At 40.8% G+C, this 23,180-nt stretch carries 23 protein-coding genes and 4 pseudogenes; 13 read left to right on the top strand and 14 right to left on the bottom strand.

Annotated elements, in window-relative coordinates:
* Nucleotides 1-2 precede the first annotated feature (2 nt).
* From HWQ40_RS06735 to petH, 6 genes and pseudogenes are all read right to left on the bottom strand, one after another.
* The gene (locus tag HWQ40_RS06735) at nt 3-617 is read right to left on the bottom strand and encodes a type II toxin-antitoxin system PemK/MazF family toxin (RefSeq protein ID WP_292775880.1); all 615 of its coding nucleotides are present in this window, start codon (nt 615-617) and stop codon (nt 3-5) included.
* Between the two features lie 9 nt (nt 618-626).
* Nucleotides 627-1,112, bottom strand: coding sequence for a type II toxin-antitoxin system antitoxin SocA domain-containing protein (locus HWQ40_RS06730; protein WP_292775878.1), 486 nt, complete (start codon nt 1,110-1,112; stop codon nt 627-629).
* A gap of 357 nt (nt 1,113-1,469) precedes the next feature.
* A complete protein-coding gene (locus HWQ40_RS35575; protein WP_334981481.1) occupies nt 1,470-1,631 on the bottom strand; it encodes a hypothetical protein in 162 nt (53 codons plus the stop codon).
* Between the two features lie 131 nt (nt 1,632-1,762).
* A pseudogene (locus HWQ40_RS06720) lies at nt 1,763-1,846 on the bottom strand (Uma2 family endonuclease); the annotation flags it as partial.
* A 309-nt stretch (nt 1,847-2,155) separates the two neighbouring features.
* A complete protein-coding gene (locus HWQ40_RS06715; protein WP_292775876.1) occupies nt 2,156-3,442 on the bottom strand; it encodes a homoserine dehydrogenase in 1,287 nt (428 codons plus the stop codon).
* A gap of 220 nt (nt 3,443-3,662) precedes the next feature.
* Nucleotides 3,663-5,039 (bottom strand): ferredoxin--NADP reductase, encoded by a 1,377-nt coding sequence (petH, locus tag HWQ40_RS06710; protein ID WP_292775874.1) that lies wholly within the window; start codon nt 5,037-5,039, stop codon nt 3,663-3,665.
* A gap of 1,412 nt (nt 5,040-6,451) precedes the next feature.
* On the opposite strand from petH, the gene HWQ40_RS06705 reads away from it, so the two are divergent.
* Complete coding sequence (locus HWQ40_RS06705; RefSeq protein WP_292775871.1) at nt 6,452-7,456, top strand: phosphoribulokinase; 1,005 nt, start codon at nt 6,452-6,454, stop codon at nt 7,454-7,456.
* A 261-nt stretch (nt 7,457-7,717) separates the two neighbouring features.
* Nucleotides 7,718-8,992 (top strand): methionine adenosyltransferase, encoded by a 1,275-nt coding sequence (metK, locus tag HWQ40_RS06700; RefSeq protein WP_292775916.1) that lies wholly within the window; start codon nt 7,718-7,720, stop codon nt 8,990-8,992.
* A gap of 203 nt (nt 8,993-9,195) precedes the next feature.
* Here metK and HWQ40_RS06695 read toward each other — a convergent pair whose 3' ends face one another.
* The 4 genes from HWQ40_RS06695 to HWQ40_RS06680 form a co-directional block, all read right to left on the bottom strand.
* Complete coding sequence (locus tag HWQ40_RS06695) at nt 9,196-10,380, bottom strand: anion transporter (protein ID WP_292775868.1); 1,185 nt, start codon at nt 10,378-10,380, stop codon at nt 9,196-9,198.
* Entirely contained in the window at nt 10,377-10,526 is a 150-nt protein-coding gene (locus HWQ40_RS06690) for a hypothetical protein (protein WP_292775866.1), read from the bottom strand. The genes HWQ40_RS06695 and HWQ40_RS06690 overlap by 4 nt, the downstream gene beginning before the upstream one ends.
* 540 nt (nt 10,527-11,066) lie before the next feature.
* A complete protein-coding gene (locus HWQ40_RS06685; RefSeq protein WP_292775864.1) occupies nt 11,067-11,522 on the bottom strand; it encodes a pentapeptide repeat-containing protein in 456 nt (151 codons plus the stop codon).
* 305 nt (nt 11,523-11,827) lie between these two features.
* Entirely contained in the window at nt 11,828-12,691 is an 864-nt protein-coding gene (locus HWQ40_RS06680; RefSeq protein WP_292775861.1) for an alpha/beta hydrolase, read from the bottom strand.
* Between the two features lie 205 nt (nt 12,692-12,896).
* Between HWQ40_RS06680 and HWQ40_RS06675 the strand changes: the two genes are divergently transcribed.
* The 4 genes from HWQ40_RS06675 (at nt 12,897) to HWQ40_RS06660 (ending at nt 15,681) form a co-directional block, all read left to right on the top strand.
* Entirely contained in the window at nt 12,897-13,715 is an 819-nt protein-coding gene (locus tag HWQ40_RS06675; RefSeq protein ID WP_292775858.1) for a DUF1206 domain-containing protein, read from the top strand.
* 33 nt (nt 13,716-13,748) lie between these two features.
* On the top strand, nt 13,749-14,903 hold the full coding sequence (locus HWQ40_RS06670) for a family 10 glycosylhydrolase (protein ID WP_292775855.1): 1,155 nt from the start codon (nt 13,749-13,751) through the stop codon (nt 14,901-14,903).
* 11 nt (nt 14,904-14,914) lie between these two features.
* Entirely contained in the window at nt 14,915-15,343 is a 429-nt protein-coding gene (locus HWQ40_RS06665) for a DUF2358 domain-containing protein (RefSeq protein WP_292775853.1), read from the top strand.
* Between the two features lie 173 nt (nt 15,344-15,516).
* The gene (locus HWQ40_RS06660; protein ID WP_292775850.1) at nt 15,517-15,681 is read left to right on the top strand and encodes a hypothetical protein; all 165 of its coding nucleotides are present in this window, start codon (nt 15,517-15,519) and stop codon (nt 15,679-15,681) included.
* Between the two features lie 313 nt (nt 15,682-15,994).
* Here the strand turns inward: HWQ40_RS06660 and HWQ40_RS06655 are convergent, their stop codons facing one another.
* Nucleotides 15,995-16,648, bottom strand: a complete 654-nt coding sequence (locus HWQ40_RS06655; protein ID WP_292775847.1) for a hypothetical protein — start codon at nt 16,646-16,648, stop codon at nt 15,995-15,997.
* Nucleotides 16,649-16,798: 150 nt separating this feature from the next.
* Nucleotides 16,799-17,023, bottom strand: a pseudogene (locus HWQ40_RS06650) (sodium:proton antiporter); the annotation flags it as partial.
* A 195-nt stretch (nt 17,024-17,218) separates the two neighbouring features.
* Between HWQ40_RS06650 and bchM the strand changes: the two are divergent.
* Nucleotides 17,219-17,905, top strand: coding sequence for a magnesium protoporphyrin IX methyltransferase (gene bchM / locus HWQ40_RS06645; RefSeq protein ID WP_292775845.1), 687 nt, complete (start codon nt 17,219-17,221; stop codon nt 17,903-17,905).
* 52 nt (nt 17,906-17,957) lie between these two features.
* Here the strand turns inward: bchM and HWQ40_RS06640 are convergent, their stop codons facing one another.
* Nucleotides 17,958-18,101, bottom strand: coding sequence for a hypothetical protein (locus HWQ40_RS06640; RefSeq protein ID WP_292775843.1), 144 nt, complete (start codon nt 18,099-18,101; stop codon nt 17,958-17,960).
* Between the two features lie 306 nt (nt 18,102-18,407).
* Here HWQ40_RS06640 and HWQ40_RS06635 point away from each other — a divergent pair, with 306 nt between their 5' ends.
* The 3 genes from HWQ40_RS06635 (at nt 18,408) to HWQ40_RS06625 (ending at nt 19,828) form a co-directional block, all read left to right on the top strand.
* Nucleotides 18,408-18,887 (top strand): hypothetical protein, encoded by a 480-nt coding sequence (locus tag HWQ40_RS06635; protein WP_292775841.1) that lies wholly within the window; start codon nt 18,408-18,410, stop codon nt 18,885-18,887.
* A gap of 85 nt (nt 18,888-18,972) precedes the next feature.
* A complete protein-coding gene (locus HWQ40_RS06630; protein ID WP_292775839.1) occupies nt 18,973-19,353 on the top strand; it encodes a DUF423 domain-containing protein in 381 nt (126 codons plus the stop codon).
* Between the two features lie 190 nt (nt 19,354-19,543).
* Nucleotides 19,544-19,828 carry an ATP-binding protein gene (locus tag HWQ40_RS06625; protein ID WP_334981462.1) on the top strand — a complete coding sequence of 95 codons (285 nt, stop codon included), beginning with the start codon at nt 19,544-19,546 and terminating at the stop codon, nt 19,826-19,828.
* A gap of 169 nt (nt 19,829-19,997) precedes the next feature.
* Here the strand turns inward: HWQ40_RS06625 and HWQ40_RS06620 are convergent, their stop codons facing one another.
* On the bottom strand, nt 19,998-20,759 hold the full coding sequence (locus HWQ40_RS06620) for a nucleotidyltransferase domain-containing protein (RefSeq protein WP_292775837.1): 762 nt from the start codon (nt 20,757-20,759) through the stop codon (nt 19,998-20,000).
* 1 nt (nt 20,760) lies between these two features.
* On the opposite strand from HWQ40_RS06620, the pseudogene HWQ40_RS06615 reads away from it, so the two are divergent.
* The 3 genes and pseudogenes from HWQ40_RS06615 to egtD form a co-directional block, all read left to right on the top strand.
* A pseudogene (locus HWQ40_RS06615) lies at nt 20,761-20,928 on the top strand (class II glutamine amidotransferase); the annotation flags it as partial.
* A 104-nt stretch (nt 20,929-21,032) separates the two neighbouring features.
* Nucleotides 21,033-21,656 (top strand): annotated as a pseudogene (egtC, locus tag HWQ40_RS06610) (ergothioneine biosynthesis protein EgtC); the annotation flags it as partial.
* Nucleotides 21,657-21,991: 335 nt separating this feature from the next.
* Nucleotides 21,992-23,026: an L-histidine N(alpha)-methyltransferase gene (gene egtD, locus HWQ40_RS06605; RefSeq protein WP_292775835.1), complete on the top strand. Its 1,035-nt coding sequence runs from the start codon at nt 21,992-21,994 to the stop codon at nt 23,024-23,026.
* Nucleotides 23,027-23,180: the final 154 nt, after the last annotated feature.

Raw genomic sequence — 23,180 nt, 5'->3', positions numbered from 1 at the left:
ATTTACGAGCGGCCTAAATTGTTTATTAATTCTTCTATGGCTCTATTTTTTGTATTTTCGTCAGGCAGAAAATAAAAAACTTTTTGTAAAAGCTCTATAGTTGCATTTTGAGCAAACCAGTCATCGCTAGGATTGTCTAGAATATTTAAAAAATACTTTAAACGCTGCTCTATAGCATCTTTATCTGCTTTAGCTAGTTGTCCCATGCGTTCCAACCAATTTCCTGCTGAGTCTTTGAAGCAATTAGCATCAACAGTACACAGTTGATGAACCAGGACATAAAAATTTTTCTCAAGACCGTTTTGGCTAGTAGGGTTAATTGGATACGTTGTTGGTAAACCGTTAGATGTTGTTTGTGAGGTTAGAGGAATAACAGAAAAAGTTGCTATATAACCTGACTCATCCTGAAACTCATCACCTGTCCAAACTACATAAGGATGCGTTCCTCTAAAAACTCTACTAGAATTGATGTTTTCAGTGCAAGAGATAGTCTGACATTGTACTTCACCTGGCTCATCCAAATCATAAATATGAGTGTGTCCAACTCTGCAACGTAGAGATACCCTATAGGGATTAATAAAATAGATCCAACCTTGTCTAGGTTTTTGTCCAGCCACCTGATAATCCTAATTGCCTAACTCATTGATTAATCTATCTCTTTCTGCTTGTAAGTTAAGTTTAACTTTTTCTTCAGGTCTGTGGGTATCTTTTACTTCCATCATGGGAGCAGTGTTATATACATACTCTAGTAACTGAGTAAGTTTATCTTGTCCTGCACCAGCCCATTCTCTCCTAATATTATCCAGTACTAACGTCAAACTTACAGGCAATTCTAAATCATCTACATTACCTGCTTGGGCACCAAGTTTGATAAGTATTGTATCTCCCTGAGATTCTTGAGATATTTCTTTACCATCCATTTGATTTAAAGTATTATCTATATCCTCATTCCAAGGGCCATAGTAATAATAACGCCAATCTAGATGTGTCAGCTGCTTTGCTGTCCATTTGACAGAGTAAAGATCGGCTAAATACAAAAACTTGATTAGCTGTGTTTTTGTAATATAACCTTTTGTCGCATAGACAAAATATTTTATGAGCTTCTCCAACATCGTTCTCTCTCTTTACTAACTTGCATAAGACTTTTGTAGGAATTTAATAAATATTAATAGGTAAAATCATTCCATTGACAACTCTACTGTTTGAGAGCTTTTCATGGATTGATATCGCTTTATTATAATGAGTTGTATTCAGCTCTTGACACTTTCAGGTTTAGATGCCAATCTTAATAGTTCATGTGTACTATTTATTTTAGTACATGATGCAGTTTATGTAATCACAAAATTTGTAACTAGCATTTAATCTGTTGGTGACAGTTAATAAGCGTTGTGGGTAGTTAGACAGCCTTCTGCAACTTTATCATTTCCTTGACGGGCAAAAACACTACAGACATAACCTATCTTTCAACCTTACCCACGGTTAGGACACTTTGCTCCCAAGTGTAATTTCTGGCGATGTCTGCGACGGGCTTTGCCTACGCATCCCAGTGTCACCTTCAACTGCCATTCAATTTTGTGACATGGTGACTCGGTATAACAAGCAGCACATAACCGAATAGGCTCCATTTTCATTCCCACCCCAGCAGGTGCTTGATCTGCACTAACCTATCGACATCAACCCCTACTACAACAGCCAATGCTTCCAACTGCTGGCGAGACGGTGGGGGATTAAAGCGAAACTTTTCCCATCGGGCGATCGCGAACACAAAATTACTATCAGACTCTGGTAGCTGCGTATGGTCGGGAAAGGGAGTGAGAGCAGTTGATGGGTTGGTTGCAGAGGTTATAGGTATAGCCTCGCGCTGGGGTGTAAGTTTATTTTTTAGTTTAGCTTGTATAGTTAACCAAGTTTTACTCACAGCTTGGTCTGTATAAGATGGAGATTGTAATCCTTCGGAGTAATTAGAAATTGGAGCAAGAGCGACTTGACGAGCCTCACTCCCGACTCAATACGGTTCGGTTAGGGTTTTTTGATGAAAATTATTGATCGCCAAAGATGCGAGAAATCGCCGTCAAGACGAAAGACTGATTATTGTAGAGACGGCGATTCATCGCGTCTCTTACCTTAACCGAACAGTATTGACTCCCAACTAATCTCAAAGTACCCGCAGTAAACTAGGAATGCTTTCGACCCCTGAGAAATTCCGAATTTCTGCCAAAGCTTGCCGAAAGTTGCCTTCTGGCACATCATGGGTAACAACTACAATCTCTGCTAGTTCCCCTTGAAAGCCTGTTTGGACAATTGACTCTAAGCTAACGCCATAATTGCCAAAGCAAGTACCCAATTTACCGATAACTCCGGGTTGGTCATTGGTGAGAAAACGGGCGTAAAATCGAGTTATCAAGTCTGCCATTGGTGCAATTTGGCAGTATTCCTGATGCCCACAAGTTAATAATGGATTTGTAACTGCTGTATTAGTTTTGAGGACAGCAACTAAATTCAAAATATCTGAGGTGACAGCACTGGCGGTTGCACCAGCACCAGCACCGGGGCCAAAAAACATTACTTGCCCGATAGGTTCTCCTTCGACAAGAATGGCATTGTAAACGCCGTTGATGCTAGCCAAAGGGTGGGCTTGAGGCACTAAGGTAGGATGAACTCTGACGGAAAGGGGGGATGAGGGAGTATCACGTTTAGCGATCGCTAACAATTTAATCACAAATCCCAATTTTTCGGCGTAGGCAATATCTGTTTTGCTCACTTGCCGAATCCCCTCAGTATAAACATCTTGTAGGTTGATGCGTCCACCAAAGCCTAATGATGCCAGGATGGCAATTTTATCTGCTGCATCTAAGCCATCGATATCAGCGGTGGGATCAGCCTCAGCATAACCCAAGCGCTGGGCATCAGCTAAGACATCATTGAAGTTGCTGCCTTCTGTTTGCATCCGTGTCAGGATGTAGTTTGTTGTACCGTTAACAATGCCTGTTACAGTGTGAATTCGGTTAACACTTAAAGATTGCTTTAGGGGTTGAATCACTGGAATACCACCACCCACAGCGGCTTCTAGCATCACGTATACGCCAGCTTGATTGGCAGTGGTGAAAATTTCTGCTCCAAAGCGGGCGATCGCTGCTTTATTGGCTGTGACTACATGCTTACCATTACTTAAAGCTTTGAGAATGAGCGATCGCGCCGGCTCCAGTCCACCCATGACCTCAACAACTATATCTACCGCCGGATCGTTGACAATAGATTCTAAATCTGTAGTTAAGACTTCCGTAGACAATTCTACTGCACGGGGTTTATCTAGCGATCGCACTCCCACCCGATAGATTTCTATCTCTTGCAACAATGGGTGACGCCCAGCGCTATCTTGCAACAACTGCACTGTTCCCGTTCCCACGGTGCCTAATCCCAGTATTCCTAGTTTCACACCCATTTTGCACCCAATTCATTTTTAAGTGCCTCAGCTTAGAGTGCTGAGTGCTGAGTAGTAACAAGTATTTAATACTTTACCCCCCAGAACTGAGAACTCTTTCCTCAGCCATCTATATAAAACAATTGTAGGGTAGGCACTGCCCACCCTACTCATTCATAACTTAGAACTCAGAACTCAGCACGCGGCTCAACCTTAGCTATCCGCTAACGGTACTCAGCACTTAGTATGTTTCTACATGCCAGCGACCGGCTTTCTTGAGTTGCTTCTGGTAATCACTCCAGGTTACGCCTTCCTTAGCAGCAGCAGCAGTTAAGGCTGCATCGATACCTTCTTCCATACCACGCAAACCGCAAATGTATGTGTGGGTTTTTTCATTTTTAATTAACTGCCACAATTCATCTGCGTGTTCTGCTACGCGGTCTTGAATATACATTCTACCGCCTTGGGGATTTTTCTGTTCGCGGCTGATAGCAGCTGTGAGGCGGAAGTTATCAGGATATTTTTGTTGAATTTCTTCCAGTTCTTCCTTATATAAGAGGTTTGGAGTTGTTGGCACACCAAATATTAGCCAAGAGAATCCTTTAAATTCGTATTCTGGGTTAGCTGCTTTTTCCGCGTCTTTAAACTGACGCCACAGATAAGCTCGCATAGGGGCAATACCTGTTCCGGTTGCCATCATGATCACATTAGCATCAGGGTCATTGGGTAACAACATTTCCTTACCCACTGGCCCTGTAATTTTCACATCTGCCCCTGGTTCTAGGAAACACAGGTGTGTGGAGCAAACACCGTAGACTGTTTCGCTAGTTTCCGGGTGCTTGTATTCCAACTGGCGGACACATAATGATACTGTCTTATCATCCACATCATCGCCATGACGAGTTGAGGCGATGGAATAGAGTCTAAGTTTTTCTGGCTTGCCGTTCTTGTCTAATCCTGGTGGAATAATCCCAATACTTTGACCTTCTATATACTTCAAATCCCCGGCGGAAATGTCAAATTTAAGGTGTTGAACAATACCAATACCACCTTCTTTGACTAGCGGTTCATTTGATATTACCTTGCCAATAAACGGAGCATTGGGACGGTAAGTGTTAACAGGAACGTCACCGTGGTCTTTTTTGGCTTTCGCTTGAGTCATGGTGTTGCCTTTCTTGTCCTTGTTCTTGAGCTGTTCTTCAGCTGGTGGTTTGTTCTTAAGCTGTTCTTCAGCTGGTGGTTTAGCGAAACCTTTGGTTTCACTATGAGCATTTACAGGTGTGGCTTTACCATTCCCTTCACTGTTAGCAGTTTCCCCAGATGTAGCTAACTCGCTGACTTCGCTTGTAGCATTCCCAAGTGAGGCTTTACCATTAACTGGCTCTAGAGCAGTTACAGGCTGGATGCTAACAATTGTGCCGCCTAGACGAGTGATACGTCGCATTTCTTGATTCATGCGGTTGTAAGGCACTCTGATGAACACACTGCCACTTTTCCGAATTGGGTAGTTAGTTTCATCGGTTTTTTCACTCTGACGCAAACCCACCACTTCATAAAGGAAGATGCGGCTACCTAATTCTGTGTTGGCAGCACCCTCAACAGCACCTTGATTGTACATTCGTTCTACCACTCCGATAATTTACTTAACCGTTTTTCAAAAAAAACTATTCCCCTACCTTGCCAGCTTTAGTTTACCGGATTTTCGTTTCACAAAACTGGAGAAAGAAGGAAAAACGGCATCATGAAATTAATGCCTTGCTAAGTACACTCACCAAAGACATGCAGGCATAGCAAAAAACACACCTGTTCACCTTCTAAGGTAAAGGATAAGTCTTGTGGAGAATGTTAATAATGAATCAATTTAATCTTTTTTTCGTTAACTACCACCCCCATCAGGGAGATAGCTTTTTACCTTAGTACCCAATGAGCAACTCACAATAGCAGATATTCTCAGAGGGCTGCTTTGAGCGGTAGCTTCCACCGATCAGTTTACCTCCAAAAGCTACCCTTGTGCTTGCTTACTCTAGGGGTTTAAATCGGAGAATGCCAAGAGAGGAAGGTTTTCTTGCGATTGGTTTTACTTCTCCAAATCTACTACTCTTCTGGAATGCTGTTAGCTGTCTTCATTACCTGTCTATGGAAAATTACATAACTAAGACAACTCCAGCTACAAATATAAAGAGATAGAGAATCGTAATTCAAGCACCTGTAATTAGTTTCACTTGATGTGAAAAATCTGTCAACCTTTTATCAGTACTTTGCCATAACGTCAACGCTTCTATATGAGCATATTCATAAATTTACAGCCAATAATTTGAGTAATGCAAGTTGTTTCCTCATTCGTTGGATAGATTTTTGCTTTGAATATATTAAGTATTGTCGAGCAGGAATTACAATTTAGGAACATTAGAAAATTTGCAGCAATCATAAATTATACCTTATAGTCTTGATTCTATAGAGTCACAAGTACCAGACTGATAAAGGTGCAACGCTGATGGGTGGTGCTGATCCCCATTTTTAAATTAACAACTAAATTCACAAAAAAAATGATTCACGAACCACGTTAATTCTTCTTGACAGCAATCTTGTATGGGATACCCCCTTCTGTTAAAATCAAATATATCACTAGGATTAAATACTTACCGGCACCAACATTCAGGCTAGTCCGACGAGTAGCAACTTAAAAGAGAAGGCAGGAGGCAAAGGGCAGAAGGAAGGAGGAAAGAAGTATGAATGATTTTTTTTATTTCTGGGTCAAAAGCCCAGTTTAAAAATAAGAATTGTATTGAGCGAAAAGTGCCGCGAGATCAAGGCATCTACAGCTTAAGTACCACGCTTTTAAACGTGGGTTACTCCTGCTTTGTGCCTCTTGCATCCTGCCTCCTGATTACTTTGTTGCCTACTTGCTTGGTGTCTTATAGATGTGCTAGGTAGCAAGAACGCAGGATAAACCAAAGGGGTAAACTCCTGGCTTCGGAATCTGCTGTGTGAAAAATTATTGACACAACTTTAGTATTTTAGAGGAGATTTATGACAAGTAAGCCGGAACGCGTGGTACTGATTGGAGTAGCCGGAGACTCTGGGTGCGGTAAATCTACGTTTTTGCGTCGTTTGATAGATTTGTTTGGTGAAGATTTAATGACAGTCATCTGCTTGGATGACTATCACTCCTTGGATCGCAAACAGCGCAAAGAAACGGGAATAACGGCACTAGACCCCAGAGCAAACAATTTTGATCTGATGTATGAGCAAATTAAAGCGCTCAAAAGTGGTCAAGCGATTGATAAGCCGATTTACAACCACGAAACCGGCCTGCTCGATCCGCCAGAGCGTATAGAGTCGAATCACATTATAGTTGTTGAGGGGCTGCATCCTTTATATGATGAGCGGGTGCGATCGCTAATCGACTTCAGTGTTTATTTTGACATTAGCGATGAGGTCAAAATTGCCTGGAAAATCCAGCGAGATATGGCTGAACGCGGTCATCGCTACGAAGATGTGTTAGCGCAAATCAATTCCCGCAAACCTGACTTTGATAAATTTATCGAACCGCAAAGAGAATTTGCTGATGTGGTTCTCCAGGTATTGCCCACAAACTTGATCAAAAACGACACCGAACGTAGAGTCTTACGGGTACGTATGCTCCAGCGGGAAGGTAAGGAAGGCTTTGATCCAACCTACCTATTTGATGAAGGGTCAACAATCAATTGGACTCCCTGTGGACGCAAGCTGACCTGTTCTTATCCTGGTATGCAACTGTACTACGGTTCAGATGTTTACTATGGTCGCTATGTCTCAGTACTAGAGGTGGATGGTCAATTTGACAACTTGGAAGAAGTCATTTACATCGAAACCCATCTCAGCAATACATCCACTAAATATCAGGGTGAATTGACTCACTTGCTACTCCAGCACCGTGAGTATCCAGGTTCCAATAATGGAACTGGTTTTTTCCAAGTGCTTACAGGTTTGAAGATGCGTGCTGCTTATGAGCGGTTGACAGCTACGGAAGCAAAGTTAGCAGTTCAGGTTTAAAGCAGCAGTGTTTGTGTCAAAGCTTGTGGGGGCGCTTGCGGGTGTCCCCTTTTTTTGTGTTATTAAATACATTTTAACTAAAAAATAATTAGCATACATTTATCTTACTTACGGATATTTACCTTATAGTTAGTGGTTTTTATCAATATCAAGAAGATACTAACGACTGAAGTATAAATATTGTTATGATTTCAGAAATTAGTAGTTGAACTAAATACTCACATTTAGTCAACGAAAAAACTCTCGATGGAGGAATTTCCTTTGTCTCGTCGATATTTATTTACCTCTGAGTCAGTCACCGAAGGTCATCCAGATAAAATCTGTGATCAGATTTCTGATACTATTCTAGATGCCCTACTGACACAAGATCCTAGCAGTCGTGTCGCCGCTGAAGTCGTAGTTAATACTGGTTTGGTGCTAATCACTGGTGAAATAACCACCAAAGCTAATGTAAATTTCGTCAATCTCGCCCGGAAAAAAATTGCTGAAATTGGCTACACCAATGCCGATAATGGTTTTTCTGCTAACAGCACCAGCATTTTGCTAGCTTTAGACGAACAATCACCTGATATCGCCCAAGGTGTTAACACCGCCCAAGAAACCCGCGAACAAGATAGTGATGAACAATTCGACAAAATTGGCGCGGGCGACCAAGGTATAATGTTCGGCTTTGCCAGCAACGAAACACCAGAACTGATGCCTTTACCCATCAGTCTTGCCCACCGCATTGCTCGCCGATTGGCAGCAGTCCGTAAAACAGGTGAATTGTCATACCTGCGTCCTGACGGTAAAACCCAAGTAACTGTGGTCTACGAAGATGGACGCCCCGTAGGTATTGATACGATTCTAATTTCCACCCAGCATACAGCCAGTATTGGGGAAATTACGGATGAGGTGGCAGTACAAGCCAAAATTAAACAAGACCTCTGGTCAGCAGTGGTCGAACCTGTTTTTGGCGACATTGACGTTAAACCTAATGAGGAAACACGTTTTTTAGTCAACCCCACTGGCAAATTTGTCGTTGGTGGTCCTCAAGGAGACTCTGGTCTGACAGGACGGAAAATAATCGTTGATACCTACGGTGGCTATTCACGTCATGGTGGCGGCGCTTTTTCTGGCAAAGACCCCACAAAGGTAGACCGTTCTGCTGCTTATGCGGCTCGCTATGTAGCGAAAAATATTGTCGCCGCTGGGTTAGCAGAAAAAGTTGAAATCCAGTTATCTTATGCTATCGGTGTAGCACGACCAACAAGTATCTTAGTGGATACCTTTGGCACTGGCAAAGTGGATGAAGAAACCTTACTGGAATTAATCAACAAGCACTTTGAACTCCGTCCAGCAGGGATTATCCATACCTTCAACTTACGCAACTTACCAAGTGAACGAGGCGGACGTTTTTATCAGGACGTCGCGGCTTACGGTCATTTTGGGCGTGCTGATTTAGACTTGCCTTGGGAACAGACCGATAAAGCCGAATTGTTGAAGCAAGCAGCGAATGAGTCACTTTCGGCAGTAGTTGCTCAGGCACTGACTTAGACTTATACGCTACTAAAAACTTAGTTTATCTACGTGAGGGTATTGGCAACTTGACAAGTTACCAATACCCTTATTTTTTAGTAACCACCTGAATATCGAAAAATAAAACAGGATTCAGGAGTCAGAATTTAGAATATTCTACCCGTGTTCGTTCAGCGTACCCTAGACTTGTTGACTAATGACTAATGACTAATTACCAATGACTAAATCCAAAAATAAGTCAGGATGAGAGTTAGGACAGTTAGCGGTAGACCAAAACGTAGATGTTCCCAGAATGACAACTGATAACCAAGTTTTGCAACAGCCTCAGCAACAATTAAATTAGCAACTGAACCTAACAAAGTTAGATTACCTGCTAAGGTAGATCCTGCTGCTAATAGTAACCAGGTTTTTGTGTCTGGATGGGGAAGTAAATGTTGTAGTAACAATACTGCTGGAACATTAGAAACTAAATTTGAAAGCAGAGCAGTAATTCCTAATATGCTCAGGGGATTATAAACTAAATCGCTAAATAAATTCAATATTCCTAATTTTTCTACTCCAGCGGTAACAATAAATAGTCCAGAAAACATCACCAGTAAATCCCAATCTACTTTATTTAAAATTCGTTGCGGTTTGATTCGCCTAGTAATGAACAGTAAACTGGCAGCTACGAGTGTTGCTTGGGCTGGGGGTATTCCAATTAAGAATGCAATTAATAATCCTCCTGTTATTAATAGGCTTTTAGTAAGTAACGGTTGAAATATGCGGTAACGCACGGGGGTTACACTCGGAAAAGACTTAGTAGAACGGACATCAGGATAAAGCCAGCACAATAGAGCAATTTGGATCAACAAACTTACTAATGCGATGGGAGTCAATGCTTTCGCAAAATCGAGATAGCTGATACCAGAGAACGAACCAATTAGAATATTTTGCGGATTACCACTTAAGGTAGCTACTGAACCTAGATTAGTTGCTCCTGCCAAAGCAAGTAAGTAAGGAATAGGATTGAGGTTCAAAGTTTGGGTTAAACCAAGAACTAAAGGAGTCAAAATTAGAGCAATGGTATCATTCAGAAAAAAAGCCGAGAGAATCCCACTGCCAAAAGTTAAAACAATCAGCAAACCCAGAGGGCTGCGAGTAAAGTGTGTAACTGTATCAAGGGTTAATTGGAAAAAACCAGCGTAAGCTAAGTTTGTACTGATTATCATCATGCCAAACAGGAAAATCAGCGTTTTATAGTCTATTGCTTGCCATGCTTCTTTGAGGTCTAATACCCCGAATGCCATCAGCAAAGCTGCACCAACTAAAGCAATACTGGCTCGGTTCATCCGCAAACCAGGGAGATATCCTAAACCCAAACCTATATAAGTCAGCCCAATGATGATGTATCTGAAAACAATCATGATTTTGCTAAATGCTTTTGATGTGATGCCTTTCTATTAACTCCTGTTTTTGTCTCAGGTACACACAACCAAAAAACTGCTAAAGCCACAACTGCGATCGCTGCTAAAATCAAAAAACCAACATTGTAACCAGCACTTTTAACCACAAACCCAAGCTTTCACGTTGCTCAAACCCGCACCAACACCAATAGCAGTGTTGAGAATCCCTTGGGTAACATTAAAGCGTCCAGTGCCCTTAGTCAAATCAGCTACCATTAACATCGAAACACCAAAAATCCCCTATCGCGTACATCCGCGAGAAACACATTCAAGTAATCAAGCGATCACAAACTCTTCTCACTCGGTCTTCGCTATTTTTGCATAAGTCTTTAATGATATTTTGTAAGCTATGGAGAGGTAACAATACTCTTATACAAAAATCGTGCCAAAGATACTGAGAACCGCTATATTTTCACAACTAATGTAGAGACGTTGCACTGCAACGTCTCTACAGAACGGTATTGCCATAAGAAACCCCCCCTGCTTTTGTCATAGTAAAGTGATTACAAGGCAGAGGGGTTTCATTTTTCTTAATATTTTTGTAGAGGCAGGTTTTAAGGATAATTCTGGCAAAAAACTAGTTTATTTGATTTAAAACCCGCCAAAACCTATGTTGTATTGATTTTAACCTGTGTAATCAGTTGGGCCTATTTCCAATCGGGAATTTCAGCGTCTTCTCCACCAATCCCGATTCCAGTGTTAAATATTTCCGCACCATTAAGATTTAGATCGTTCATTGATGCTTGATACACATTAGAATCGTGAATCGTAGCACGAGTAAAATTTACTCCGTTGAGATTGACTTGCTTCAAATTCACATTACTTACATAAGCGGATGTTAGGTTAGCACCTGCCAAGTTTGCACCAGTTAAGTCAGCACCTTCGAGGTTAGCTCCTACAAGGTTAGCTCCTTGGAGCTTCGAGCCTCTCAAGTCAGCACCAATTAAATGAGCGCCACTGAGGTTAGCTCCTGATAGATCGCACTTAACACATTCCCCAGTTGAAAGCAGCTTTTGTAAATCCTGTGGATTCTCGGCTCTAACCGAGCTAGCGAAAAATAGGGGTGTTGCTAAGGCCATGGCCGCTAATAGCTGGAGTTTCATAATTTTCCCCCTTAATAATCAAGTTGCGTCCGTTCTGTCCCTCACAGCTCTATTATCTCACTAAACTTTGTAAGGTCAATGTATCTTGTGACAATCTATCTCCTGACAAGTTAATTGCGATCTGAAACACAGATAAAAGTGATGCCAAAAATGCCATTAATTCCGATCCTTTGGCAATTTTTACCAAAAATTCCTTAAAAAATGCCAGTATTAAATCACTATTAAATCTTTTTAAAAGTAAAAACTGGTGTTACTTGCTATAGCTAGTTAGAGAAGTATTTATACTTATCAATTGATCGTTTAGATTAAGTCCTCAGAAATTCTCGCATATATTGATTAACCAATTCCGGCTGTTCTTGCTGCACCCAATGGCCACAATTAGGAATGTACTTGATTTGGAAATTCCTAACATAAGCTGCGGTGTCGTAGGTTAGTTCCTTGCCAAGTGCGGTGTCATTTTCTCCCCAAATCATCAATGTTGGTACTTCCAGAACACCCCTATTTGGATTTAGCATTCTCTGCTGAAAAACATTGCGGTAGTAGTTCAACATTGCTGTGAGGGCACCGCGTTTTGCAGCAGCATTTTTATATGCGTCAATATCCGCTTTAGTGAAAGCACTCTTGTTAACTGCTGTACCTTTAAAAATTGTTTCAATTGCTTGGTAGTCTGAAAATTGTAAGAATAATTCTGGCATCCAGGGTAGTTGAAAGAGGAAGATATAGTAACTTCGCTGCAACTGTTGGGGAGTGCGTAAGCCTTGGACAAATTTGGCAGGATGAGGCATGTTAAGAATAATTAATCGCTCTACCATTTCGGGATAAGTGTATGCAAAAGCCCAAGCGATCGCACCACCCCAATCATGTCCAACTAATACACATTTTTGGTATCCTAATCCTTTAATTACTCCCTCAACATCTTTGATAAACTCCTTCATTACATAAGCTGATTGCTCATTTGGTTTATTACTATCGTTGTAACCACGCAAGTCAAGGGCGACAACTTTAAAATTTTGGGCAAATTCTGGTATTTGATGCCGCCAAGAGTACCAAAACTCAGGAAACCCATGTAACATCAACATTAAAGGGCCTTCGCCTTGGGTTAGGTAGTGTAGTTTTACCCCATTGGTAGTTATATATTCATGTTTACAAGAACTTTCTATTAAAGACATAATTAATCTAAATTCCGCATTAAAAAATATTAAATAATAATACTGTACTTAATAAATTTAATATTATTTCGAGCAGCCTCACATCTATTAAAAGACAGTATTACGATAGTGATTTTTTGCAAAAATATTAGACAATTTGTCTTGGGGTAGATGTGAATCGTGGGTAAATTTTGGTAAAAGGTAGATATAATTCTTCCCAACTAACATGACACAACAGTTGACAAACCATGCTTCATTGTGGGTTGAGCGACTGGGACGATTTGGCTATGTTTCCAAGGGAGTAGTTTACGGTATAGTTGGACTACTGGCAGCACAGGCGGCTTTTGGCAGGGGTGGTAAAACAACTGATACCCAAGGCGCTCTCCAAACAATCGTCAACCAGCCATTTGGTAAATTTTTGCTGGCTTTAGTTGCAATTGGCTTGATTGGATACGTAATCTGGCGTTTTGTACAGGCAATTAAAGACCCAGAAAATAAAGGTAATGATGCCAAAGGTTTAACAGTACGAATTGGTTACGCAGTTAATGGCTTGATTTATGCAAGTTTAGCCTTAAGTGCTGTGCAAATCGTTATGGGTACAGGCAGCGGTAAAAATAGTAGTGATTCTACTGAAGATTGGACAGCACGTTTGCTTTCTCAACCTTTTGGTCAATGGTTAGTCGGAACTTTGGGGGCGTTTGTAATTGCTCTAGGCTTCTATCAGTTTTATCAAGCTTTTAGTGGCAAATTTCGTAAAGAACTCAATTTAACTGAGTTAAGCAATACACAAGCCCAATGGGTAATGAGGATTTGCCGATTTGGTTTAGCGGCACGAGGTATAGTATTTTGCATTATCGGTTGGTTTTTAATTGAAGCAGCAAAACAGTCGAACGCCGCTACCGCAGAAGGTTTGGATGAAGTATTACAGACGCTAGCGCAACAGCCTAACGGAGCATGGCTTTTGGGTATTGTGGCACTAGGTTTAGTTGCCTATGGAATTTACACAATAATACAGGCGCGGTATCGTCGACTAGTCAATGTTTAGATGGTACAGTGCCGAGAATTTGAATTTATAGAAATGGCAATAATAGAAACCCGTGGTATCTGGCTGACCACTACTGATAGTAAAGTTCTCAGATCGAAGGAACGCATTGTCGAGGCGATGGATTTCCTGGCCGAGACGGGATTTAATGTGGTGTTTCCCGTTGTTTGGAATAAGGCAGTAACTTTATATCCTAGTCAAACAATGCAGAAGACATTTGGAGTCGAAATTGACCCGATGTCTGTAGGCCGCGACCCTTTAAAAGAAGTGGTAATTGAAGCGCGGCGAGTTGGGTTGAAAGTTATTCCTTGGTTTGAATACGGTTTTGCCAGTTCCTACAATTTGAATGGTGGTGTACTTTTACAGAAAAAACCGGAATGGGCTGCGCGTGATTGTAACGGCAACTTACTGAAGAAAAACGGCTTTGAGTGGTTAAATGCCCTCGATGCACAGGTGCAAGAATTCTTGTTGAACTTGGTGCTGGAAGTTGTAAAGAATTATGATGTGGATGGTGTTCAAGGAGACGATCGCTTGCCAGCATTGCCCTCTGAAGGTGGCTATGATCAGGGAACTGTCAGCCGTTATCGCCAGGAATTCGATCGCAATCCACCACAGAACCACAAGGATAGGCAATGGTTACAGTGGCGTGCAGATATTCTCACTGAGTTTTTGGCGCGTCTCTATCAGGAGGTGAAAGCGGTGAATCCTGATTTATTAGTAGCGATCGCACCTAATATTTATGATTGGGCATTCCAGGAATATCTGCAAGACTCACCCAGATGGCTGAAGCGGGGAATAGTCGATATGATTCAGCCGCAGATTTATCGCCGTGACATTAGGAGTTATCAGGCGATCGCTGATAAACTAGTAAACCAGCAGTTTACAGATGCGATACTGCCCAAGTTAGTACCGGGAATACTGATGAAGCTTGGCTCTTACTGTATTAGTCCAGAATATCTGGTGCAGGCAATTGAATACAATCGTCAACTTGGCATTCAAGGAGAAGTATTCTTTTTTTACGAAGGTTTGCGCAAGAATAACAATACCCTTGCTAAAGTTTTGCGAAATGGGCCTTATACTAAGTCTGCATCATTTCCCACTCTCTTAGATTTGAGTGCAAGTGGCGTGAGTCACAAGAGGACATCTTCAATTTGGCCAGGAGTGGAAAATTTGTTAAAAAAGATTTTTTAAGGGAAAAGGGCGTGGAATATAAATTGCCAGTGGAAAAGGTAATTAATACTTTAAAAGAAGATTTACCGACACTTTTTGAAAAAGATATTTCTTATGACATTTATACACAGGATATCTATTTTAAAGACCCGGTGAATACATTCAAATACAAATTTAACTATCGCATTATATTTTGGACTTTACGATTTCACGCTCGGCTATTTTTTACTCAAATTTACTTTGATGTGCATGAAGTTTATCAGTCAGCCGAAGACACGATTTTAGCAAAGTGGACGGTGCGGGGAGTGTTGCGCGTTCCCTGGAAAGCAGGGTTGCTTTTTAATGGCTATTCAACGTATAAACTCAATCAAGATAATTTGATATACGAGCATATCGACACCTGGGATAGAAAGCCAGGAGAGATTTTACGGCAGTTTTGGCAAAGGGAAGGAAATAGCTAGTACCGCAAGGCGGAAGTCAAAAGTCACGCATAATTATATTCCAAGCTCTTGCGCCATTTGAAATGGTATGTTTATTTACGCCATGCTGTACTAGTTAGCTATTACATAGCGCTTTTCGTTTGCGTAAAGTACACCCGTAGGGGCACCGCAGTGCCCATTGGTGTCAACTTAACGTGAAAGCCAGCCTAGAACCAGCTTTTAGATATTGTCTCGTTCCCCTGCTCCGACTGGGAATGCCGTCCTTGGGGCTGCCGCCTCCCTTGCTGGCGGCAGAGCCACCAGGAGCAGCAATTCCAGCAAGAGGCTGGAAACGAGGTTTTAAAGGAGTTTCAGCTTAAGTTGACACCAATGGGCAGTGCCGTGCCCCTACACTCCACGATATAATGTTGTACCTGCATCTGAATGGGAACCGCTATATCATTAATAGACTAGTAGGGTGCGTTACTGACTTTGGCCAAACATACTCTACTAGTCTATGAAGAGTGGTGAAGTCCGTTGGCGGTAGCGGTGCGTTTAGCCCATACCTCCTAATAAGAATGAGGTACAGCTTAACCTCACCCTGATAAAGCTGTGCTTGATCTCCCCCTCTTTGTGAGTTCGGAAATAAGTTTCGATATGTACATTATCCACCTGGGAACTGCTATATCTCTTCTATGCTTTTTTGGTAGGTGCATTGATCGCTCGTGAATCTATAATGTTTTGCGATACGTTCGGGATAAACCAATTCACTTCACCGCTTTTCAAGATTTTAGTCCCAGCTTGATTGAATTCAATCACCCCAGTATCTGGATTTATCTTCAAAACTAAGTTAGTTCCATTTGGAACCTTAATTACAAAGCCACCCGCCAATTCTTGCCCTTGTTTGTCTCTTCCCAAAGTAAGGGCTGTAGAGTCATTTGCTAGATAAACTCCCTTACAATTCCATCTATCTTTAGTTGTCTGGCCATTACCCAGAAAATAAAGTGCAGCTCCCTCGGAATATTCATCATCGTCAATATCTGGTTCTGGCCCGTAAATAGCTAGAGTCTTACCTGTTTGATTAGTACACTGACCCCAATCAATTCCTGACTCAAAGGCATATTTTTGCAACTCTAACTCGTTGATTTTCTGGTCGATTTGCTCTGGTGTATAGCCCTCTAATTGAGTTTGTGTTTTTTCCGCCATTTTCAAAATATTCACTTGTTGAGTCAGTGTTATATAATCAGGATTTTTGCTATATTCCGGGCGATCGGCTAGCGAAGGTTGAGCAAATACTAAACTTGCGAGTAATACAACCACCATCAAAATATATTTGAAGTTTTTCATCTTTTTGCCCCTATTTTTACAAATTGCAGGCTCTACTTGCTCTCTAAAGAGTATTGCCAGCATTATAACTAATGTTAAATATTGAAACTTTATAATTTTTTTGCCGCAAGTATTTTTACTTTTCCCTTTTGACTGGCATTGACTCGCGCATCACGAATCAGGCTCTCCCAACAACACAATTGAACACTTCAATTCTTGAATCATCTGCGTTGTCACTTCGCTGACAGCTAATCCCCCGGCTGTGCGATAACGGACGGAACGTAATACTGCTAAATCAAACGCCTGAGCTTCCCTAATTACGACTCTAGCGACATTATTACCCCTGATTGTTTGGATATTCGTATTCAGCTGTAACTGGCTTTTAGAAGCGATGTCATAATTTTGCTTGTTAAGCCAGTACAGCTTCAATTTTGCACGTCTGGACTGGAATTCTACAGCCTGAGTTACTCTATGTACGTAAGTATCCTTGCTTATCGGCGAACTATCATCTGGAAAAATCTGGAAGACCGCTCTTATGGGTTCCTATGAATGATAATTTTAAGCATTGGGAACCCCTAAAAATCGAAGTTTATGAATGCAGCCGACGACAAAACGATTGTTCGCGAGTATTTCAATTCCACAGGGTTTGACCGTTGGAAGCGAATCTACGGCGATGGCGAAGTCAACAAAGTCCAATTAGACATCCGCAATGGACACCAGCAAACTGTGGATACAGTTCTCGGTTGGCTGAAGGCTGATAACAATTTACCAGAGCTATCAATCTGTGATGCCGGATGTGGTGTCGGTAGTCTCAGCATTCCCCTGGCTGTAGATGGTGCCAAAGTCTATGCCACCGATATTTCGGAAAAAATGGTGGAAGAAGGCAGGGATAGAGCAAAGCAAACTTTGGGAAATTCCGAAAATCCCACTTTTGCTGTGCAGGATTTGGAATCATTGAGTGGTAGCTACCATACCGTTATTTGCCTAGATGTTCTCATCCATTACCCTCAAGAAAAAGCCGATGAGATGATATCTCATCTCTGTTCTTTGGCACAGTCGCGGATAATTCTCAGTTTTGCGCCGAAGACCTGCGCCCTGAGTATACTCAAGAAAATTGGTAGTTTCTTTCCTGGGCCAAGTAAAGCCACTCGTGCATATTTGCATCGTGAGGCTGATGTGGTGAAAATTTTGGAAAGTAATGGCTTTTCATTCCAACGACGAGCAATGACGAAGACTCGCTTCTATTTTTCTCGGCTACTGGAAGCTACACGCAATTAAGGTTAAAATCGCAGCAAAGGTATAATAAACATCTTGCTGCGATTTGACAATCTCAAAGCTGAGATATAGTAGATATTGCCGTTGGCATCAAGCTTTGTTTTTTCTCTAAATAACCGTTGTTCCGCTCTGCATAATCATACATTCTTACAGCGATCGCAGCTGCTCCCAAGAGAATAGTGAAAGCAAATAACCACATTTACGTTTTATTGAGATAAAATTTCTTCTTTGAAGCTTCAACAGCGGATATCTGACTTTTGGGGATGCTGACTCAAAGGGTTTTATAGGTGTATTTAATTTCTTGTTTATCTAGTTTCTCTAATTCCCTAATTTCATACCATAACGGGTGACATTGTATTAAGCAACGCTGCACTAATTAAGCAATGTAGGCAAAAAAATATTGTGTCAAAGCTAAAAAACTGTCGCCGGGAGTAGATTGATATATTGGAACCTTTATGAAAGTCAGGTTAAAATCGCAAGCAAAGTGTAAATCTGAAGTGAAACTATGAAAACTGCTGAAAAATTAGCTGCCGGTTGGCTACTGACACTCGGATTCATGTTTGTAACTCTGTCAGCAACAGCGGCATTAGAAAAATTTGCTACACGTAAAGCCATCATAATACCTACGGATGAGTATGAGTTTAACGCACCGAATGCTACTTATGAAGATAATAATGCTGCTGTTGGTGGTCTAATTTTTGGCGTCCCTACCCTAACACTGGGCATGTGGTTAGCATTGGGATTGTACCGTCAAAGTCGGCAGGAGAAAAAGGCGATTAATCAACAAGTTAGCGATCGCCTGCAATCGATTTTTTATGAAATGCTACAAGAAAATCACGGGCGCGTAACTGTTTTAGGTTTTGCCATGCAGTCACAACTACCCGCAGCCCACGCCAGACAATATTTAGATGAAAAAGCTAAAGAATTCAATGCAAACTTTAAGGTGAACGAAGAAGGGGCTGTATCATATCATTTTGATGTCTAATTATCATTTGTCCTTTGTCATTTGTTATTTACTAATGACCAATGACCAATGACCAATGACGATCTTCAACTTACGGTTAGGTCTAATGACGCAGATTTTTTTGAGCGTAGCTGCCATTTTAGGCGGTTTGTCAGTTGCTGCTGGTGCTTTTGCTTCCCATGCCTTGCGAGAAAAGATTAGTGAGCGATCGCTAGAAATTTTTGAAACTGGCGCTCGTTACCAAATGTATCATGCTCTAGCACTTTTCTTAGTAGCAATACTAATTAGTCGTACCGAGTCCCCTCAACCTACTCTCGTAGCCAGTGGATTGCTGTTTATCATTGGCATTGCTATTTTCTCAGGTAGCTTGTACGCCCTTAGCTTAACCGGTATTAAATCCTTAGGAGCGATCGCACCACTAGGCGGCACAGCCTTTCTTGCAGGTTGGGGTGCTTTAGTTTTTGCTGCTTGGAATTTGAAGTTGTAAAAAAGTTAGAAGTTAGAAGTTAGGAGTTAGGAGTTAGGAGTGAAAAATTCTTAACTCGTAACTCCATTTTTTGGAGGCTGAATTTACTCTTTTTTAACCTGAATTCAACCGCTCATATAGTGTCTGCCTAATTAGCCCAATCAAAAGACCTCTAAGAGCTTTTATTACGCAAAACCCTCCCTCCGGGAAATTGTGTTACCCAGTACAACTAAATCAGGTGTTTATGAATATTCTGAGTAATGCGATAGATGCTCTGCTAGATCAAAAAGCTCATTCAGTTAAAAGTAAACAAATTATTATAGATACAATAAATATAGATGATATTTATATCAAAGTAGCAATCAGAGATAACGGTTATGGAATTCCATCAGAGATTAAAAATAAACTGTTTGACCCTTTTTTCACAACTAAGCCAGTGGGTAAAGGTACTGGCTTAGGTTTAAGTATTTATTATCAGATAGTTGACAAACATTAAGGTAAAATAGAAGTAATATCTGAACTCGAACAAGGAACAGAGTTTGTAATCGTCTTACCTATTAAGACACAAACAAATTAGTACCGCTACTCTCTAGTCAACGCAGAATCAAAAATTAATATTGGAAAATTTTCTTTTTTAAAAAATCTAAAATTTAAGAGTCAAGAACTCATAATTCATAACTCTTTGCTCTCAGGCGTACTAACAAATTATGCAAAGCCACCTTAGCTGAAGGTACTTCAGGTAAGGTGCTAGATTCATACGCCTCCTGCAACTTATTACACAGACGTTGATACTCTGTTTGATGAAAAGCTACATTAATATCTGATAAAATCGACCTTTCTGTACCTGCTAGCTTTTGAGCGATTAAATCAGGAATATATGGTAAATTAAAAACCTCATTGAGCTTAATTAAATTAGCTTCAACTACCCCTGTTTGCATCAGATAAATTCCAGTCAATAGAACTCGATAGACATAAAGTAATGGCTTGAGTCGATGCGTATTTTCTTTTTGAAAAAGTTTCCATTGTGTTGCAGAAAAACCAATATAGTGGTAGCTATGATGACGGGTAATACAATTTTTTGCAATAGATTTTAATTCCTCATGTTCGATTGAAGTTGTTACTATTAAAGGTGAATATAGTTGTTCTAACACATAACCATTCTTTTTAAGTAGCATCAAAAAGAATTTTTTTACATCATGAGTGACTAAATCAATTTCTAAAGATTCACGAAATTCTGAAACTTCAATAGTTTCATTCCCAGTCTCTAATCCCACTACTTCTTGAACTGGTAAAATATGCACACCACGTAAGTCATAATCAGAATCAGGCGAAGGAAAACCATATAAGTGGGAACCACTAATGATAGTGAATAAAAGCGGGTAAGGCTGTTGCCCAATAATTGTGTTAATAGAAGGTGGAATATTCATAATGTGCCGTTTACTTGCTTACCTCGGTTCGCCTGTTTCTTTAGAACATCTTCTGTATAAACCAGAACACTCACTCATAGTCCAGAGTTATCAACCCTGCGAAATGACCTCTGGGGTAGTAAATGCAGATGGCTTTGGTGTAGGTTGGTATCATATTCAAAAAGATACTAGTACCGCAAGGCGGAAGTCAAAAGTCAAAAGTCAAAAGTCAAAAGTATTATGGAATGGGCTTTTTAAAGATTTTAAATGGTTGCTCTATTTCCGCCGTCGCGTACTAGCCCTTTTATCTACAAAAATACCCTGCCTATTTGGAATGATATAAACCTACCCAGTCTCAGTCATTACGTTGAATCAAAGTGTGTACTTGCTTATGTCCGCAGTGCTACACTAGGACAAGCCGTAGATTTTGCCAATTGTCAGCCTTTTAACCATCAACAACAGCTATTTATTCACAATGGACGAATCGAGAATTTCCGCAAAATATTACACAGAAAAATCCGCAGCACTTTAACCCAAGATTTTTACGAAAAAATTAATGGTAGTACTGACTCCGAACACATTTTTGCATTGTTACTTTCACAAAGTCAAATTAACAAACATTGACCTCCAGAATATGCTTTATGCAGCACATTATTAACGCTTTTAGAGATGGCAAAATGCTATCAAGTAGAAGCCTCACTCAATGTAATCTTTAGTGACGGACATCGCCTGATAGCCTCTCGTTTTGCTACCACTTCACCACCTCGATCTTTTTACTGGATACGAGATGATCCGACTTTCCCACAATCCGTAATTATTGCGTCTGAACCTTTATTTATAGGTAATTGGATTGCTTGCCCAGAAAATAGCATCATTAGTGTGGGAGCAGACTGTGAGATCCAAATTGAGCAAATCTAGTGTGAAAAAGGCTATTTCTCAAGCCTTCGATAAATGTCGCTCGAAAACTTTTGCGCTATTCCAGGATATGGACGAAGCTACATTCTCTAGTCAACCTCATTCTGACTTGATTTGCTGTTGGCTCATATTACCTATCTCGAGTCTTTATCACTGCTAGAACATAGAACTTAGGTGCTTACTTGCTATTATTCTAATGGGAAAATGCCGAAAAACAGCTTTAAAGCTTAAGCTATATTGCTTAGGCATGGTTTTATTAGCTATGGCTATGTGTTTCACTGATTGGGGTAAAGGTCTGCTATCAAAGTAACCTATTACGCTGAACAAACGGAGGTTTCATGTCGATATCTAAAGCTGTTAACAGCAAGGTTACTTCTCAAAGCAGCGTTGAAAAACGCTTGCAGATAGAGCGTTTGATAGGAGCAACTCAAATAGTTGCACCTAGTGCTGGGAGTGATGTAGTGAAGGGATTAACTCAAACACCTAAATCTCTACCCCCTTGTTACTTTTATGATGACCGTGGTTCCGATCTGTTTGAGCAAATCTGTGATTTACCAGAATATTATCTTACACGCACAGAAACAACCATTTTACAGCAGTATGCTGGTGAAATTGCCAAGATAACTGGCGTTTGTGAATTGGTAGAACTTGGTAGTGGCAGTTCTAGTAAAACCCGCATTTTACTAGATGCCTACCAGCAACTAAGCTATCCTCTGCATTACCTACCAATTGATGTATGTGCAGGTATGTTGGAAAGTAGTGCCAAGCAGTTATTAGAAGATTATCCCTTACTCCAAGTTTATGCACTAGCGGGAACCTATGAATTAGCCCTTGCAAAACTCCTACCGACGCAATTACCCAGTCGGATGATTTGTTTTATTGGTAGCAGTTTAGGTAATCTTACCCCTGATGAGTGTAATGTGTTCTTCTCTCAAATTACCAATGCTCTAGAAGTAGGTGAGTATTTTTTATTGGGGATAGATTTACGAAAGTCAAAACAGATTTTGGAACCAGCTTATAACGACAGCCAGGGAGTGACAGCTGCATTTAACCTCAATATGCTGGAACATTTAAATCAGCGGTTTGAGGGTAACTTTGACACCACCCAGTTTGAACATCGGGCATTTTATAATGAAAGCGAGCATCAAATAGAAATGCATTTACGCAGCCTGCGATCGCAAATTGTAGAATTACGCGCTCTTAATCTTAAGGTTAATTTTGCACTAGGTGAGACTATCCTCACTGAAATTTCCCGCAAATTTGACCTTAATAATATCAAACAGCAACTAACTGCACAAGGTTTATTACCTCTTCATGTGTGGAGAGATCCAAATCAATGGTTTGGCTTAATGCTCTGTCAGCTGCAAGCATAAAGCATTAGACCTCTTGCACAAATGCAAAATTTGCCCACCCTGCGGGATCTTGCTAAATCCCCCAACCCCTTCTCCCAATTTTGGAAGAAGGGGAGCCAATTTCAAAGTCCCTCTCCCAAGCTTGGGAGAGGGATTTAGGGTGAAAGCTCATTGA

Source organism: Nostoc sp. NMS9, from assembly GCF_017114995.1.
In the GTDB taxonomy this organism is placed as follows: domain Bacteria; phylum Cyanobacteriota; class Cyanobacteriia; order Cyanobacteriales; family Nostocaceae; genus Nostoc.
Note: the sequence above shows the minus strand (reverse complement) of the source record. Positions and strands in the feature narration are given on the sequence as shown.

Bases quoted from the DNA above. Each gene is read 5' to 3' on its own strand.
- HWQ40_RS06730 (WP_292775878.1), bottom strand. From the start codon at position 1,112: ATGTTGGAGAAGCTCATAAAATATTTTGTCTATGCGACAAAAGGTTAT.
- HWQ40_RS35575 (WP_334981481.1), bottom strand. From the start codon at position 1,631: ATGAAAATGGAGCCTATTCGGTTATGTGCTGCTTGTTATACCGAGTCA.
- HWQ40_RS06715 (WP_292775876.1), bottom strand. From the start codon at position 3,442: ATGGGTGTGAAACTAGGAATACTGGGATTAGGCACCGTGGGAACGGGA.
- petH (WP_292775874.1), bottom strand. From the start codon at position 5,039: ATGTACAATCAAGGTGCTGTTGAGGGTGCTGCCAACACAGAATTAGGT.
- HWQ40_RS06705 (WP_292775871.1), top strand. From the start codon at position 6,452: ATGACAAGTAAGCCGGAACGCGTGGTACTGATTGGAGTAGCCGGAGAC.
- HWQ40_RS06695 (WP_292775868.1), bottom strand. From the start codon at position 10,380: ATGATTGTTTTCAGATACATCATCATTGGGCTGACTTATATAGGTTTG.
- HWQ40_RS06685 (WP_292775864.1), bottom strand. From the start codon at position 11,522: ATGAAACTCCAGCTATTAGCGGCCATGGCCTTAGCAACACCCCTATTT.
- HWQ40_RS06680 (WP_292775861.1), bottom strand. From the start codon at position 12,691: ATGTCTTTAATAGAAAGTTCTTGTAAACATGAATATATAACTACCAAT.
- HWQ40_RS06675 (WP_292775858.1), top strand. From the start codon at position 12,897: ATGACACAACAGTTGACAAACCATGCTTCATTGTGGGTTGAGCGACTG.
- HWQ40_RS06670 (WP_292775855.1), top strand. From the start codon at position 13,749: ATGGCAATAATAGAAACCCGTGGTATCTGGCTGACCACTACTGATAGT.
- HWQ40_RS06655 (WP_292775847.1), bottom strand. From the start codon at position 16,648: ATGAAAAACTTCAAATATATTTTGATGGTGGTTGTATTACTCGCAAGT.
- bchM (WP_292775845.1), top strand. From the start codon at position 17,219: ATGAATGCAGCCGACGACAAAACGATTGTTCGCGAGTATTTCAATTCC.
- HWQ40_RS06640 (WP_292775843.1), bottom strand. From the start codon at position 18,101: ATGTGGTTATTTGCTTTCACTATTCTCTTGGGAGCAGCTGCGATCGCT.
- HWQ40_RS06635 (WP_292775841.1), top strand. From the start codon at position 18,408: ATGAAAACTGCTGAAAAATTAGCTGCCGGTTGGCTACTGACACTCGGA.
- HWQ40_RS06630 (WP_292775839.1), top strand. From the start codon at position 18,973: ATGACGCAGATTTTTTTGAGCGTAGCTGCCATTTTAGGCGGTTTGTCA.
- HWQ40_RS06620 (WP_292775837.1), bottom strand. From the start codon at position 20,759: ATGAATATTCCACCTTCTATTAACACAATTATTGGGCAACAGCCTTAC.
- egtD (WP_292775835.1), top strand. From the start codon at position 21,992: ATGTCGATATCTAAAGCTGTTAACAGCAAGGTTACTTCTCAAAGCAGC.